Here is a 15,412-nt window from a genome sequence, read left to right as displayed (position 1 = left end):
GATGCCCCCCACAATTAATTATTTGAACAGTAGCTGAGCGAACTCCATCAAATCATGTCGCCAGACAGGCCAGGTGTGTCCACCGGCATACTCACTGTATTTATACTTAACACCAAATTCGTCAAACTTTTTCATCATTATCTGGCAATTGGCATGGGCAATGTCTTCTTTACCGCCCTGCGATATCCAGAATTCTTTCAGGTTGCCGTTTATTTTATCTTTGTTGGTTTTCATGTACTCATACTGTGGGTCAGACAATTTGTTATTATTTGCCCACCAGCCCGAACTGAAAACGCCCAGATAATTAAACATTTCGGTGTTGTGCACACCCGCATGCAAGGTCTGCAAACCACCCATTGACAAACCTGCTAAAGCCCGGTTTTTGCCATCGGCCAGAACCCTGTAGTTCGCTTCAATTACCGGAATCACGCCATTCTTCAATTCATTTTCAAAGGCTTTCAGGGCGTTTTCATTAAAACCTGCCACGCCGCCACCCATGCCAACGTTACCGTCTACCATCACAATCAGCATGGGTTTTGCTTTCTTTTCAGCAATGAGGTTATCCAGAATCAAATCGGTTTTACCCTGTGTTGCCCAGCCTCTCTGGTCTTCACCACCGCCATGCAGCAGGTATAATACCGGATATTTTTCTGTAGACACATCATAGCCGGGAGGTGCATAGATATACATTTCTCTCCAACTGTTAGAGGCCTTTGAGAAATATTTTTTGATACGGATATCGCCATGAGGCACATCTTTCAGCGCATAAAAGCCTCCTTCTTTGTAAGGTATTTCAATGCCGCTGGCCATTCGGCTCATTCCGTAGAAACTCTCACTGGCGGGGTCGGCCACGGCCACGCCGTCAATCAGCAATGAGTAATAATGAAACCCTCTGCTCACCGAGTCGGTAGTTACCGTCCACACCCCACTGGTGTCTTTTACCATGTCATACTTTTTGCCCAGGTCAATCTGCACCTTTTGGGCTGCTGGTGCTTTTACCTTAAATATCACCCGGTTATCAGGCAGTATCTGCGGGTACTTGCCGTTTCTGATATTGGTGGCGGCGGGCGTACCCAACACTGAGTAACGGGTAAAGTCTTTGGTACTTACCGGCTTGAACAAAAACTGAGAAAACATATACAGGCCGTTTTTCCAGACTTTAAAATCGTGTACGCCCGGCTCAAGGTAATAAATGTGCGGCACGTCTTTCTCGTACAGGTAATCATGCGTGCGTTTACTGAAAGTAATCAGTCCGTCTGCATCACCGCACGAAATCCACAGAAGTTTCAGTTTTTTTCTGGCTTCTTCCGGGTCTGGTACCAGTTCTTCCGGCCTTTTGGTATTGGGCGCTGAAGAAAAACCACCTACCCAGGCAAACTTGTCCAGATTGCCCAGACCAAAATTAAGCGATTGCCCGCCACCCATTGACAGCCCCGCAATGGCTCTGTTTTCGCGGTCAGCCAGTACCGGGTATTTCTTTTCAATAAAGGGTATCAGGTCATTCAATAAATCTTTCTCAAAAGTAGCAAAAGCTTCCACTTTCTCGCGATCAAATATATTGCCAATGGCGCGGTCGTCTTTCATGGCCCTGCCGTTTGGCATCACCACTATCATGGGTTGCAGCTTGCCTTGGGCGTACAGGTTATCCAGAATTACCGGAGGATTCCCGCCATTCAGCCATTCTTTGTCGTCACCGCCAATGCCATGCAACAGGTACAAAACCGGATACTTTTTCTTTTTATCAAAACCAGGTGGCGTATACACCAGAGCCTTACGGGTGGCGCCTACGGTTTTGGATTCATATTTTATAGAATCCAGCCTGCCTTTGGCTATGCCGGTTTGTTCTTTATCAAAACCTTTGGGCGCTTCTTTTTCGATTGACTGGGCAAAGGATGAAATCACCATGCCTAAAATACCGATGAGCGATACAATTTTTTTCATCTGTTGTAAGAATTTATCTACCTGCTGTAAGAAATTTTTTCAAGAATCTGGCGGGCCACAAGACCCACCAGACCAACGGTTTATTTTTTGAAAAGAAGCGGTGCTAACTGATACAGACTGCGGCGCCAGGTCTGAAACTCATGCCCGGTACCGTCTGAAACATAAGAAACGGCGTTAAACCCAGCGTTTTTCAGCTCTTCAGCTGCTTTTTTCACGCCATCAGGGCGTTCTTTACTGCCACAGCTCAGGAAAATCAATTTCACTTTCGACTTATCCTTGATATCAGCCGGGGCATATATGCCACCACTTAACAAACCATAATAGCCAAAAACATCCGGGTTATTAAGCGTAATGGTCTTTGTTTCCATTCCGCCCATCGACAACCCAGCCATCGCGCGGTTATCCCGGTTGGCCAGGGTACGGAAATGGCCGTCTACATACGGAATCAGCTCATTGATCAGCACCGTCTGAAAAGGGTCAATCTTGAAATTGCGCATTCCACCCGGTTTTACATCGTTGGTCATTCCGTAGGTCATTACAATAATAAAGGGCTTGATTTTGCCTTCGGCTATCATATTATCCATAATCAGGTTGGCGTGTCCCTGGTTGCTCCAGGCGGTTTCATCTTCACCCCAGCCATGTTGCAGGTACAAAACAGGATATTTAGCCTTGGTATCTTTTTCGTATCCCGGAGGCGTATAAACAAATGCTCTTCTGGATGTATTGGTGCTGGGCGATGGGAACAACACCTGTTGTACATGGCCATGCGGTACGTTTTTCAGGGCATAGAAGTCCTGATCATGGGCAGGTATTTCAATGCCGCTTTCCCAACGAACCGAGCCGTAATAGTTCAGCGCACCGGGGTCGTTGAATTTCCCGCCATCAATTCTTACATTGTAGTAGTGAAAACCCTCATCCATCGGGCCTTCGGTGGTGCCCATCCAGGTACCATCTTCTGCTTTAGCCAGTTTGGTGCCTTTTCCACCGCCCAAACCCAGGCTCACGCGCACACTGTCGGCGGCGGGTGCAACTATCTTGAAGCGGGCATAACGTTGCGAATTAACCATTGGGTATTCCTGCCCAGGCTGGTTTAATGATGAAGGCTTGAAGTCTTCAATAATACTGGCCTGTTGGGCCTGTGCCACAAAAGCACTACCTGCAAGGGCAGCCACAGCGGCAAGTTGTAATAATGTGCTTTTCATTGTTTTAAGGTTGATTTTGGTAAGAGAGGTATGTAATTATTTAAAAGCCTGTTGTAATGAATTTGCCAGAAACAGCTTACAGTTCATCCAGGTATGCCCGCCAGACACAATCAGAGGTTCAACCTTGATTTTCTTTTCCTGAAACATGGCTATATTTTGTTTCACGCTTTCATAGAGAAAATCTTCTGTGCCTACGCTGATGGTAAAGAGCTTCACCTGTTTGTTTATCAAACCGGCATTGGGGTTCCAGTCGGTAAAATTCTTCTTGAATTCTTCAGTAGCTGTGTACGGGGCATAAGAAAAAATATAACCGAATTTATCGGTATTGGTAAACCCGATATTCAGGGTTTGCCCGCCACCTACCGAAAACCCGGCTATTGCCCGGCTTTTACTGTCGGTCTTAGCCGGATAGTTTGCCTCAATAAACGGGATAATGTCATTAACTATCTCCTTCGTAAAGTCTGGCATCGGGCTTGGGCGCACATTGCCGTATGGCATCACAATAATCATGGGTATTGCTTTTCCCTGAGCAATGAGGTTGTCGGCAATGAAATTGGCCCGGCCTACTTTTGTCCAGGTCTCCTGCGTATCAGAGCCGCCATGAATCAGATACAATACCGGATATTTGGTTTTGCCGCTGGCATCAAAATTCGGTGGGGTATATACCAGCAGGTCTCTTGTACGCCCCAGTGTTTTTGAGTTGTAGTATTGATAATGAATTTTTCCGTGCGGCACATTCTGCAAAGCATGCACCAGTGGTGTTTTACCCGGCACATCAACAATACTGCGTTTGAAACGCTCATTGGCAAAAATAAAAGTATTGTTAGGGTCGGCTATCTGCACGCTGTCTACATAATAACTGTATGGGTAAATATCAGGTTTAATAGCCGGTACGGTAACAGACCAGATTCCGGCGGTATCTCTGGTCATGGCTACTGGAGCTTTCAGAAATTCGCCTGAAAGCGAGACTCTCTGCGCTTTTTTAGAAAAGTATCTGAACGTAACGCTGTTGTCGGCCTGCACATCAGGCGAACTGATAACGGGCGGTCTTTGCTGTGCGAAAACGCCCCCGCCCACCGTTAGCATCAGGAATATGAATGAGATATATTTTTTCATGATTTTAGTTTTATTGAAATAACAAGGGCAGAGTTTGGTTCATGTATTTCTTCACGTTCATCCAGGTATGGCCACCATCCGTTACATAACTTTTGAAGTTGATTTTTCTGGCCTTCAGATAATCTTCAAACTCAACAGTACCTTTGTACAGAAAGTCTTCAGTACCAATGCCCGACCATAGCAGTTTCAGTTGTTGGTTGGTTCTGTCGGCATTGCCACCAATGTGGCTGAACCCCTTGTCCATTTCAGCGGGTGATATGTACGATGCGTAACTGCAAACCCAGGCAAACTTATCCATATTATTAAATGCAGCTCTGAGTGTTTGCCCGCCACCCCTTGAAAAACCCGCTATGGCTCGGTTCTCACGGTTATTGAGCGTGCGATAGTTTTTCTCTATATAGGGAATAATATTGGTGATTAAATCGGTCTCAAAAAATTTGGCTCTTTTAATGGCATCTTCACTGTCACGGTTCATGATGTCGGCTGGTTTAGCCTGGCTTTTCTGCTCGGCAATGCGTGCCGCCGGATTACCATAAGGCATTACCACTAGCAGGGGTTTGGCTTTGCCGTCTGCAATCAGGTTATCCAGTATAAGGTTGGTTTTTCCTACTTTAAAAAAGGTCTCTTCGGTATCGGTTGTGCCGCTTATCAGATAAAAAACGGGGTATTTTTTGGCTTTATCTTTTGTGTATCCCGGTGGTGTGTACACTACTAAAGTTCCGGTTGAACCTTCCACAGAAGGGTAGTACTCATAGCTGATGGTACCATGAGGCACATTAGTTAATGAATACACCGAAGGGGCATCATCCGGAATCTCAACAAGGCTTGCCTTGAAACGTTCATTCGGAAAAAAGGCTACATTGGCCGGGTCCATTACAGTAACGCCATCAACCACAAAACTGTAAGGATAAATATCCGGTTTTACAGGGGCGGTGGTAACGCTCCAGATACCCTGCGCATCTTTGGCGAGGTCTACGGGGGCTTTCAGAAACTGCCCGCTGAGTTTTACTTCTTTGGCTGCTGGTGCCAGATACCTGAAAGTTACCGATTTGTCGGCATTTACCTGTGGCGAAACCACCAAAGGCCCTCTGGGAGGCTGGCCGCTTACCTTGCCTGCGAAAACCAGCAGCAGGGTGAGCGTCAAAAGCTGGATAGTCACAATTGTTTTCATTTTCATAGTTTTTATTTAAAGCTTAAATCAATTACCGGAATAATTTGGGCGCAATGGTTGACAGATACAGTTTGCAGTTCATCCAGGTGTGTCCTCCGTCTGAAATCAGGCTTTCGTATCTGATTTTCTTCTGGTTCAGCACCTCTATAAATTCCTGATTTACCCCATACAAACCATCTTCTTTGCCCACCCCAATCCAGAACAATTTCAGATTTTTATTTACCAGTTCAGGATTTTTAAAGGCTGTCTCATTGTTTCTGTCGAACTCGTTTTTGAGCATTCCCGGAGCAAAACCGCATACATAAGCAAACTTGTCGGTATTGTTCAGTCCGAAGTAAAGGGTAGTGCCACCTCCGCCCGAAAAACCGGCAATGGCCCTGCTGTTTTTGTCTTTGATGATTCTGTAGTTTTGTTCAATAAAGGGCATCAGGTTATTGAAGAAATCTTTTTTAAACGCCTGCAGGTTATCCCAGTTTCGCAGGCTGCCTGACGATTTGCTGATAACCGGATAGGCCCGCCCATAAGGCATTACAATAATCATGGGTCTGGCTTTACCCTGCGCTATCAGATTATCCAGAATAATATTGGCCCGGCCTACCTTTGTCCAGGTTTCTTCGGTATCGGTAGTGCCATGCAGCAGATACAATACAGGATACGCGGTTTTGGTATTGGATTCATACCCCGCAGGCGTGTAAACAACCACCGGGCGCGTACCCAGTTCGGGCGATGTATAATAGCGATAAGCAACCGTACCATGCGGTACAGGCTGAATGGTATGCACCAATGGTGTGCTGCCGGTTATTTCAACCAGACTATTCTGGAAACCCTCATTCGGAAAAATAACCGAATTGGCGGGGTCGGCTACCGGAAGACCATCAACCTGAAAGGCGTAAGGATACATATCTGGTTTTACCGGGCCCACTTTCACGCTCCATACACCCCGCTCATCTTTGTTCATGCCCACCGCTGCTTTCTCAAACTGCGCATTGAGTTTTACTTCTCTGGCTGTTGGTGCATAGAGGCGGAAGGTAACGGTGTTATCAGGATGCACCTCCGGCGAAACCACCGTTGGCCTGGGGTTGGGCTGGGCTTTTGCCACTACCCCTAAACCAATCAGTAAGAGGCTTGTAATCAGCTTTTTTTGCATAGTACGGTTTAGATTTTTATTGGGTAATAATATCTATATCGGCATATCCCGGAGCAGCGCCTTCCTGCACATTTTTAAGGGCCCGCAGCCTGATGTATCTGGCCTGCGACGGTTCAAACAGCTTATCCTGCCAGAATGGGCTGTTCTTAATATTGGCAAACTCGCCTTCACTTTTCAGTTGCCAGGTTTTGTTATCGGTTGAAACCTCAAACTGATAATGAGTAATGATGCCGGCATCGGCCCACCAGTTCTGGTCTGGCAGGTATCTGAAACCCCTCACCATTTGCTGTGTACCTAAGTCAATTGTTAAATCTACCGGCATCTTCAACCCCTTATCCTGATGCCAGGAGGTATTTGGGTTTCCGTCCAGTACCTGATAGGCTCCTTCTTTGCCGGTGCTTAGTATTTTCCAGTTTTTGCGTGCCACATCAAACCTCTCTTCGCTTATCACGCTTTTTTGCTTCGTAAACGGGTTATAAGCAATGGCTTTTACTTCCAGTTTACCTTCACCGCTTTTTACAGGAACTGTATACCTGGCCGTATTCGGCCCCGGCATACTTCCATCTAATGTATAATAGAGTACCGACTCAGCATCGCCTGACTGAAGGTGAACATTACCGGCCTGGTCTCGCATGATAACCGGTGGAGCTAGAATAATCGGGGCATTATAAATTTCCAGATTCGATATAAGTGGGGTGCTTTTGGCATCCAGAATATTGAATCTTATCCGGGTTGTTTCCAGAGTCGGGAACCGCAGGATACGCTTGTAGCCAATGGTGGTTTCTCTGGCAATTTCCTGCCATTGGCCTTTTACCAATGCCTCTACACTAAAGGCTTTTACCCGCTGCCCCAGCTTGATAGGCTCCTGCACCAGAAAGCGGTTAAAGGATATTGGCTTTGTATATTGCAGGGTAAGAGAAGCTTTTCTGCTTGTATCGTTTACCGCCCAGTAGCTGTCTTTGTCTGCATCTATGGCCTTGGCCGCGCCATAAGTCTGGCTGTTACCTCTAACCTGCGATGCACTCACTTTTGCACCTGTAGCAAGATTTTTTGCAAATGCGGCTTTAACGGCATTGGCAAATTCAATAGCCACTTTTTCATCCTGCGGGTGAATCAACCCATTGGGCATCACCGGAAAATTAAGTAGAAGTGTACCATTTCGCCCGATGGAATGATAGTAGGTATCCATCAGTTGCGGCAGCGTTTTTACTTTTCTATCTTCTCTTTGATGATAAAACCATTCAGGACGAATAGAAGTGTTTACCTCGCCCGGCACCCAGGCATTGCCGTTTTCAACACCATGGCGCAACATATCTTCGGGTACATCGCCGGTGGCATTCAACAGGCTCCAGTTGGTTTCACCCACATAACCTGCTTCGGTTCCCACCCATCGCAAATCGGCCCGGTCTCCGCCATCATTCCATATCACAATATTGGGTTGCAGCTTACGCACCAGCTTATAGGTTTCCTGCCAATCATAATACGTTTTGGCATCAATTTTACGGGTTTCGTTGGCACCGCCATAATAGCCCGAACCGCCATTGGCGCCATCAAACCACACTTCAAAAATATCTCCGTAGTTTGTCAATAGTTCGGTCAGCTGGTTTCTGAAATAGGTAATATACTCCGGTTTTCCGTAGTCAGGATGGTTTCTGTCCCATGGAGACAGATAAACACCGAATTTGAGGCCATATTCTTTGCAGGCATCAGCCAGCTCTCTTACCACGTCGCCTTTGCCGTTTTTCCAGGGTGCGTTTTTTACCGAGTACTCTGTATATTTCGACGGCCACATACAAAATCCGCTATGGTGTTTAGCCGTGAAAATGATGCCTTTCATGCCAGCTTGCTTACATATTCTTGCCCATTGCCTGCAATCGAGTTTTTCAGGGTTAAACAAAGCCAAAGGTTCATTACCGAACCCCCAGGCCATATCGGTATAGGTGTTTACCGAATAATGAATGAATGCATAATACTCCATTTTTTGCCACCGAAGCTGATTAGCGCCGGGCAAAGGCCCGTAAGGCTGCGGTGGAGTAACCTGGCTAAAAGCCAGTAAAACCATAAGATTTAAAACTAAGGTATTTAGTACCGTTTTTTTCATTGTAATTAGTTAGATGAATTTACCTGGCCCATTGTTTTCCTTCTGAGGTGCGGCGCCATTCAAAGTATTTATCAAGCACCTGCAAGGCCTCTGCGCTTGGCACGCCACCCATTTGCGCCTTTTGCTGAAAATGCATCACACCGGGCTTCTGAATGCTGAATGGCTCCCACTGAGGCACACCTTTGCCGTTAGGGTCGCCGTATTTGGCAAAGTTTGTCCAGTAAGTCATAATTGTTTCTGAGACATCGGCATCGCTTGGCGTCTTTTCCTGACTATTCGGATTAATGTGTCCGAACACAAAGCCTACGTCCTGCCCATGAGGCGAACCATAGCCATGCCGCGGTGAATCAGCCGGAAACTCCGGGTGCTGGTCGAAGTAGTAATAGTAAACCTTCGACTTACCGGTTTGTGATTGTAGCCTTGCCCAACTCCAGGTATGCCAGCCAAATGCAGCATCACGCGCCAGGTCGCGAGCCGTTTTAGGCACCTTGGTTTCACCAACCGGGTAGGCCTTTATCAGTTCATCGGCAAATTTCCCATAGCGTTTGTTTGTACCATCCACATAATCTTTAGGTGTTTTGGGTGGAGAGAAACTGGCGCCTTCGTCTGAATTATAGCCAATCAGTATGGGGGTATCGTTATATTTTTTTCTTTCGTATAGTAAGTGCTGGTCGTCAGGCACTACGTAGCCGTCAATGATAGGCCAGGCACCGGGCAGGCCAAATCCCGACGGCAGTTTGTCGGCAGGTAAACTTCTTAATTCAGCCAGATTTTTAGCGCCGGCTTTCTCCATAAACTCTAGCCCCTGTTTTTCTGCCAAAGAAAGAAGTTTCATGTTTTCTCCGGGATACGTTGTACTCCGGTAAGGACCAAAAGAACCGCCACTCTGAGAAATAGCTCCATGAAACAAACCTTTGGCCAAAGGTGAAACACAAAGCATACTGACGGCTATACCCCCGGCAGACTCACCAAAAATGGTTACTTTGTCGGGGTTACCACCAAAGGCTTTGATATTTTGCCGAACCCATTTCAAACCGGCAATCATATCGAGCAATCCATAATTACCTGATACCCGCTGGGGGTTTTCAGCGCTTAACTCCGGATGTGCCAGAAAACCCATCTGCCCTACCCGGTAAGCGATGCTTACCAGTATTACTCCTTTTTTGGCGAGGTTCTCGCCGGTGTAAACAGGCTCTGAAGTGGCACCGAAACTAAAGCCACCTCCGTAAATCCAGACCAATACCGGCAGGTTCTCTTTAGGCGTTTTGGCCGGCGACCAGATGTTGAGATACAGACAGTCTTCACTTTTACCTGAAGGCGGATTCCCCCCCTGAAACGGAGCCGGAGCAAACTGTGTGGTATTTTTTACGCCCGACCAGTCAGCCGCAGGCTGCGGGGCTTTCCAGCGGAGCTCACCGACAGGAGGTGCCGCAAACGGAATACCTTTAAAGACAGATAAACCACCTTCAATTGTTCCCTGCACCAAACCCTGCTGCACTTTTACAGGTTTGTCCAGTTGGGCTACACCGGTAACAGGTACTAACGCCAGCAAAAGTTTTAATAAGTATAAAGATTGTTTTTTCATTAGTTTCAGTTATTTATTTGGTCCAACCATAACGTTTTAGCCAATCAAACAAGGGGTTCATCCAGCCCGGATGCCTGAATATAAATCCATGGTCACCCTTCGGGAAAATATGCATTTCTACGTCTACTTTATGTTTTCTGAGCCGCTCAAAGTAGGCTATGCTGTTGTCTACATCTACTACTTTATCATCTGCAGCATGGGTAAGCCACGCTGGTGGTGTATTGGCTTTGATTTGCAAATCGTTTGAAAAATACTGTTTGTCTTCTGTAGATGGATTTTTGCCGAGCAGGTTATCTCTTGAGCCATGATGCGCGAGGCTGTCTAGCATACTGATAACCGGATAAACCAGTATCTGGAAGTCTGGCCGAAGGCTTGTTTTTTCAGGATTACTCACCCAGGCTTTTTCGAAATGCGTGGCGGCGGTGCTGGCCAGATGCCCTCCGGCCGAAAAACCCATGATTCCGATTTTATTTGGGTCAATGCCCCATCCGGCGGCATTGTCTCTCACAAGCTTTATGGCTTGCTGGGCGTCCTGCAAGGGGCCGATTTTCTTATCGGTCATTATTTCGTCACTCGGCAGGCGATACTTTAACACAAAGGCGGCTATCCCTTTTTCTGCCAGCGCTTTGGCCGTATTTATGCCTTCGCCGTTATAGACAATTACGCCATACCCTCCGCCGGCAACCACAATCATGGCAGCGCCCGTAGACAGTGCCGGATTAGCCTTGTAGTATTCCAGAGTCGGGTTGGTGATGCCTTTGTAAACGCCGTTTTCTGCCCCTGTCTCTTTTACGGCAGCGGGCTTTGCGTTCGGAACGCCATTCGGGTACAAGATTATTTTTTCCTGAGCAATGGTAACCAAACTTTGGGCAAGATTGAAAAATGCTGAAATGCAGAATATAAGATATACCCTTTTCATTATAGTTTTATTTAAGGTTGATTTTAGAAAAATAATACTATTATAAATAAGTTTCAGCAATTCATCTAATCTATTGGCAAAGTGTATTAACCATGCATTCTTTATTCAAATAACCGGTGCCTTTTGTGTTTATTTTCTTCCTTCAGCAACCAGTAGAGCCGTAGCGTACCTCTTGCCGAAATCTCGCACCCCCTCACTGCTGAAATGCAGTTTGTCTGGCACTGCAGGCAGGCCTTTTGACGAAACAACGACGGCTTTTGGCAGAGTTTGAGGCAGCGTAGCTATAATTTCGTTCATGCTGGCACATTTACCGCCCTGGTCTGCACCCACCACTTCTCCGGCGAGCAGAGGAATAGAGTTTGGAGCCAGGTTCAAATCGGCCAGAATATCGTCATACAGTTTCTTTACCTGTGCGGGCCAGGTTTTGTCTCCGGTGTTTGACTCTCCCTGATGCAACAGAATGCCTTTAATAACGCCCGATTTCTGTGCAATTCTGGCCATTTCAATCAGCCTTTCGTACGGGTTGCCGCCATATTCTTTGGCCATGTTAATCATCCAGGGTTTTTCTTTGGCGGATGAATCCAGATAAGCCTTATAATTCACTTTATCAAAAATTTCAAGTTTGCTACCTGCCACGGCAACATGTACGAGCCCGAGCGATTGCTCATTGGGCATGGTTTCAAGCATGGCACGGCCAAAGTAATCAGCTGGCGAAAGCCCTGTTCTGCAGCGGCACAATGGCGGTTTGGCCGTATACCACTGCCCTTTTGCGCGGTTGATCTGGGGGCAATCTACGGCTTCCAGTATTTTAAAGCGGGGGTCAATAGTTAGGGTATCCTGTGCTTCAATGCGCCCGGCACCTTCCATATTTGACTGACCTATGCAGAGGTAGATATGAAAGTTGGGGTTCTGAGCCACACAAACCTGCCCTGCCAGCAGGGAAGCAGAAATCAGCAGGTAAACAAAGACATTTTTCATAGTTTTAAAGAGGCCATACGGTTTATGGATTGCTTGAAATAGTATCTGTGATCCTGAAAAAATCAAAGTCGGCAAAGCCGCCTGTCTGCTTAGTAGCATAATTAAAAAGCCCGAATCGGTATCCCATAAAATGGGGTATGGTATAAGGCATTTTCAGGGGTTCGCCAATTCGTTGCCAGGTTTTGCCATCAAGGCTGTAATAAAAAAGGGCAGTATCTTTTCTGTCTCTGAAATTACATTCGGCTTTCAGGTACACCGTACTTCGGGTAAGCGGAATACGTTCAATCTCAACGGGTTTACCTGTATTGGCACTTATCATCACAAGTAATTTACCTTCTGAGGTAGCTTTTACACCCACCTGCCCATAGTTTTTCTGCAATAGGCCCAGACCGGCGAAATCGCCTTCTTTCAGATTTGAAACATCAAGTAAAGTAGAGCCTGATGACTCAGGCCCTACGGTTCTTTGGGTAAGTGTATTGCGTGCTAAAACAAAAGAAGTGTCCAGTCTACCTGTTTTTAATCTTAAAAAACCTTTGCGGTCAGTTACCGACCACAAGGTATTATCGGGGTTGTGGTTCCATTGCCAGACCAAAGGCAAGGCAGGCTCACCTTTTTTGCGTTTAAACTCATCTGAATGCACTATTCCGGGAATCAGTCCCTTTCCTGCCGGTAAGTCCAGCGTTTCCGATACTTTGCCGTTTTCGCCCAGCACCGGCCAGCCGTCTTCCCATTTGACAGGCACCAGATACGGAATCCGCCCCACTCCACCAAAATCACGGAACAGGTAGGCAAACCAGCGGCCGTCGGGCGTATCTATCATGCCGCCCTGTGCCACACCCAAATCCTGCAAGGCCACGCGCCCTTCCCACGGGCCTGTAATTGTATCAGCCCGGTGAACCAGTACTGTACGCATACCACCCCGGGGCCATACAATATTAAAAAGGTAGTACTTACCGTTTACCTTGAACAACTGCGAGCCCTCGGCACCAAGCATAATTTTATCGCCAGCAGGGGCATTGGCATTTTCAATAAGTGTCTGGTTAATGCCCCCTTTTTTAAGGCCCGATACATCGGCATTCAGCTCTATGATACTCAGTTTACCGTTTCCGTAAACCATGTACACCCGGCCGTTGTCATCAAAAAACAAGCTGTGGTCGTGCAGACTTGGCGTAAATGAAACCTCTTTCCAGGGGCCTTTTTCTATATTTCTGGTGCTATAAATATGCGTTTTGCCGGTTGTTTGCGCAAAAGTGGTAACATAATAGATACCCTGATGATACCTGATACAGCTTGCCCACGAACCCCGCCCGTAAGTACCTTTGCCATCTGTCAGATTCAAAGCCGGAATATTGGCCAGGGTGTCATATACATAGCCCATCATTTGCCAATTTACTAAATCGGTGGACTTCATCAGCGGAACCCCCGGGCTCATGTGCATGGTGGTGCTGCTCATGTAGTAATTTTTGCCTACACGTATCATGGCCATGTCTGGCACATCGGCATAAATAATCGGGTTTCTTGCCTTACTTACCTGTGCCTGTACGCTAGGTTGTATTCCCAGAGCCAGGCATGTTACCCATATTTGTGCTAGTCTTTTCATTTCAGCATGGGGTCATTACCACTGTATTTGAAAAACCTGAAAGAAGCGCTGTTCACTGAGCTTTCACCTGTTGAGGTGGCATACAAGCCAAACACACAGCCAATGAAACTACCCGCCTCTTTGGTACTCAGGAATTTACCATCTACTTTGTCTTTTAGCAATTGCCAGTTTTTCGCATCTGTTGAGTAGTAAAAGCCGTAGTCTGCACCGGCAGAGGTGATTCTGAAAAACACTTTGCCTGTGTTGGTGGTCAGCGGAACTTCGGTTATTAAATCGGTCGATTTTCCTTTCGGCTGGCTTTTATAAAGCTGAATTACATCTTTGCCTTCATTTTTTGATTGCGCAATGAAGTAATAATGGCGTTCGTCCTGAAAAATCACCAGCCCTGCTTTTTCTTTATCAGACCCGGGCGTAAAGCTCAACTGTGTTTCGGCAGTACTATTCAGGTGCTGCTGGCGTCTGCCCACAAAAGCAGGATTACCGAGTTCTGAAATCGTTTCTGGTTTTAGTTTCAGGGTTAAACCGGTGGCCTTTGAGGTTTTGAAAGCGCTGCTGTCAACCGTACGCATAAACAGCCATGAGTAGTCTAGTCCTTTGTCAAAAGTTATGGTGTACTGAAAATTACCCGATTGCGGTAAACCACCTTTGTGTTTTATTTCTTTAATGCCTGTTTTATAACTGTACGGAATGGCCTTTTCGCCATGTTCAATCATCGGCCAATCGTCTTTCCAGGTAACCGGGGCGATGAAGGTTTCGCGACCCGTATTGTAATAATCTCCCTCATACGGGCGCACGGCCAGAAAAATGCTGTACATTTTGCCATCTGGGCCTTCAACAAACTGTGCATGGCCTGCTGATGTGATCGGGTAAGGCCTGTCGGCAGGTAATTCTCTCTGGGTTAAAATCGGGTTTCCTTCAAAGGGTATGTAAGGCCCCCATACTGATTTGCTGCGTAGCACCACTTCAGAGTGATTAACAGAGGTACCTCCTTCGGCTGCATATAAATAATACCATCCGTTACGTTTAAGAATATGCGGGCCTTCTATCCAGACAGGTTTTTTAGAAAGATCTACACCGCCGTTTACCAGTTGTTTTTCTTCGCCCACCACCTTCAGATTCTGATAATCAAATTCATACATCCTGATTGTTCTATGGCCTGAATACAGGGGTTTTCTGTCTGGGGCATCGCTGTTATAAATGATATAGGCTTTGTCGGTTTCTTCATCAAAGTAGATAGACGGGTCAATGCCGCGCACTTGCGGAATCTTCACCGGATTGCTCCAGGGGCCTGCCGGATTTTTGGCCGTTACCACAAAGTTGCCGTCATGGTCTATGTCGGTGCAGGTAACATAAAAAGTACCTTTATAATAGCTGATGGCCGGTGCAAACAAGCCACGGGTCATGCGTTCGCCCATAAAATCAAGTTGAGACGGGCGGTCAATCACATTTCCTATCTGTTTCCAGTTTTTCAGGTCTTTGCTGTGCATAATGGGCAGACCCGGAAAATAGGAAAACGTTGAATTGACGATGTAATAATCCGGCCCTACCTTTACTATACTCGGGTCAGGATAAAACCCGGTAAGAATAGGGTTCTTTATGGTGGTTTGTGATTGAGCAAAGCTGATGGTCAGGCATAAAAGCGTAATCATTAA

Annotated in this window: 11 protein-coding genes; all 11 read right to left on the bottom strand. The window is 46.6% G+C overall.

What is annotated here, in order from left to right:
* Nucleotides 1-18: 18 nt before the first annotated feature.
* Nucleotides 19-1,941: an alpha/beta hydrolase-fold protein gene (locus tag NZ848_RS00165; protein ID WP_259013884.1), complete on the bottom strand. Its 1,923-nt coding sequence runs from the start codon at nucleotides 1,939-1,941 to the stop codon at nucleotides 19-21.
* Between the two features lie 80 nt (nucleotides 1,942-2,021).
* On the bottom strand, nucleotides 2,022-3,143 hold the full coding sequence (locus NZ848_RS00160) for an alpha/beta hydrolase-fold protein (RefSeq protein ID WP_259013883.1): 1,122 nt from the start codon (nucleotides 3,141-3,143) through the stop codon (nucleotides 2,022-2,024).
* Between the two features lie 36 nt (nucleotides 3,144-3,179).
* On the bottom strand, nucleotides 3,180-4,259 hold the full coding sequence (locus NZ848_RS00155; RefSeq protein ID WP_259013882.1) for an alpha/beta hydrolase: 1,080 nt from the start codon (nucleotides 4,257-4,259) through the stop codon (nucleotides 3,180-3,182).
* Nucleotides 4,260-4,269: 10 nt separating this feature from the next.
* Nucleotides 4,270-5,430 carry an alpha/beta hydrolase gene (locus NZ848_RS00150; RefSeq protein ID WP_259014129.1) on the bottom strand — a complete coding sequence of 387 codons (1,161 nt, stop codon included), beginning with the start codon at nucleotides 5,428-5,430 and terminating at the stop codon, nucleotides 4,270-4,272.
* 31 nt (nucleotides 5,431-5,461) lie between these two features.
* Nucleotides 5,462-6,577, bottom strand: coding sequence for an esterase (locus tag NZ848_RS00145; RefSeq protein ID WP_259013881.1), 1,116 nt, complete (start codon nucleotides 6,575-6,577; stop codon nucleotides 5,462-5,464).
* Nucleotides 6,578-6,593: 16 nt separating this feature from the next.
* Complete coding sequence (locus NZ848_RS00140; RefSeq protein ID WP_259013880.1) at nucleotides 6,594-8,678, bottom strand: alpha-L-fucosidase; 2,085 nt, start codon at nucleotides 8,676-8,678, stop codon at nucleotides 6,594-6,596.
* 19 nt (nucleotides 8,679-8,697) lie between these two features.
* Entirely contained in the window at nucleotides 8,698-10,263 is a 1,566-nt protein-coding gene (locus NZ848_RS00135; RefSeq protein ID WP_259013879.1) for a carboxylesterase/lipase family protein, read from the bottom strand.
* A 13-nt stretch (nucleotides 10,264-10,276) separates the two neighbouring features.
* Nucleotides 10,277-11,182, bottom strand: coding sequence for an alpha/beta hydrolase (locus NZ848_RS00130; RefSeq protein ID WP_259013878.1), 906 nt, complete (start codon nucleotides 11,180-11,182; stop codon nucleotides 10,277-10,279).
* A gap of 129 nt (nucleotides 11,183-11,311) precedes the next feature.
* Nucleotides 11,312-12,160 (bottom strand): sialate O-acetylesterase, encoded by an 849-nt coding sequence (locus NZ848_RS00125; protein ID WP_259013877.1) that lies wholly within the window; start codon nucleotides 12,158-12,160, stop codon nucleotides 11,312-11,314.
* A 22-nt stretch (nucleotides 12,161-12,182) separates the two neighbouring features.
* Nucleotides 12,183-13,760, bottom strand: a complete 1,578-nt coding sequence (locus NZ848_RS00120) for a glycoside hydrolase family 43 protein (RefSeq protein WP_259013876.1) — start codon at nucleotides 13,758-13,760, stop codon at nucleotides 12,183-12,185.
* Nucleotides 13,757-15,409, bottom strand: a complete 1,653-nt coding sequence (locus NZ848_RS00115; protein ID WP_259014128.1) for a glycoside hydrolase family 43 protein — start codon at nucleotides 15,407-15,409, stop codon at nucleotides 13,757-13,759. The genes NZ848_RS00120 and NZ848_RS00115 overlap by 4 nt, the downstream gene beginning before the upstream one ends.
* Nucleotides 15,410-15,412 lie beyond the last annotated feature (3 nt).

Origin of the sequence: Emticicia fluvialis (genome assembly GCF_024793945.1) — a bacterium.
Taxonomy (GTDB): domain Bacteria; phylum Bacteroidota; class Bacteroidia; order Cytophagales; family Spirosomataceae; genus Emticicia; species Emticicia fluvialis.
This window is presented reverse-complemented; position numbering and strand designations above follow the sequence as displayed.

Excerpts from the sequence above, each read along its gene's own strand:
- NZ848_RS00165 (WP_259013884.1), bottom strand. The coding sequence starts at position 1,941 with ATGAAAAAAATTGTATCGCTCATCGGTATTTTAGGCATGGTGATTTCA.
- NZ848_RS00160 (WP_259013883.1), bottom strand. The coding sequence starts at position 3,143 with ATGAAAAGCACATTATTACAACTTGCCGCTGTGGCTGCCCTTGCAGGT.
- NZ848_RS00155 (WP_259013882.1), bottom strand. The coding sequence starts at position 4,259 with ATGAAAAAATATATCTCATTCATATTCCTGATGCTAACGGTGGGCGGG.
- NZ848_RS00150 (WP_259014129.1), bottom strand. The coding sequence starts at position 5,430 with ATGAAAACAATTGTGACTATCCAGCTTTTGACGCTCACCCTGCTGCTG.
- NZ848_RS00145 (WP_259013881.1), bottom strand. The coding sequence starts at position 6,577 with ATGCAAAAAAAGCTGATTACAAGCCTCTTACTGATTGGTTTAGGGGTA.
- NZ848_RS00140 (WP_259013880.1), bottom strand. The coding sequence starts at position 8,678 with ATGAAAAAAACGGTACTAAATACCTTAGTTTTAAATCTTATGGTTTTA.
- NZ848_RS00135 (WP_259013879.1), bottom strand. The coding sequence starts at position 10,263 with ATGAAAAAACAATCTTTATACTTATTAAAACTTTTGCTGGCGTTAGTA.
- NZ848_RS00130 (WP_259013878.1), bottom strand. The coding sequence starts at position 11,182 with ATGAAAAGGGTATATCTTATATTCTGCATTTCAGCATTTTTCAATCTT.
- NZ848_RS00125 (WP_259013877.1), bottom strand. The coding sequence starts at position 12,160 with ATGAAAAATGTCTTTGTTTACCTGCTGATTTCTGCTTCCCTGCTGGCA.
- NZ848_RS00120 (WP_259013876.1), bottom strand. The coding sequence starts at position 13,760 with ATGAAAAGACTAGCACAAATATGGGTAACATGCCTGGCTCTGGGAATA.
- NZ848_RS00115 (WP_259014128.1), bottom strand. The coding sequence starts at position 15,409 with ATGATTACGCTTTTATGCCTGACCATCAGCTTTGCTCAATCACAAACC.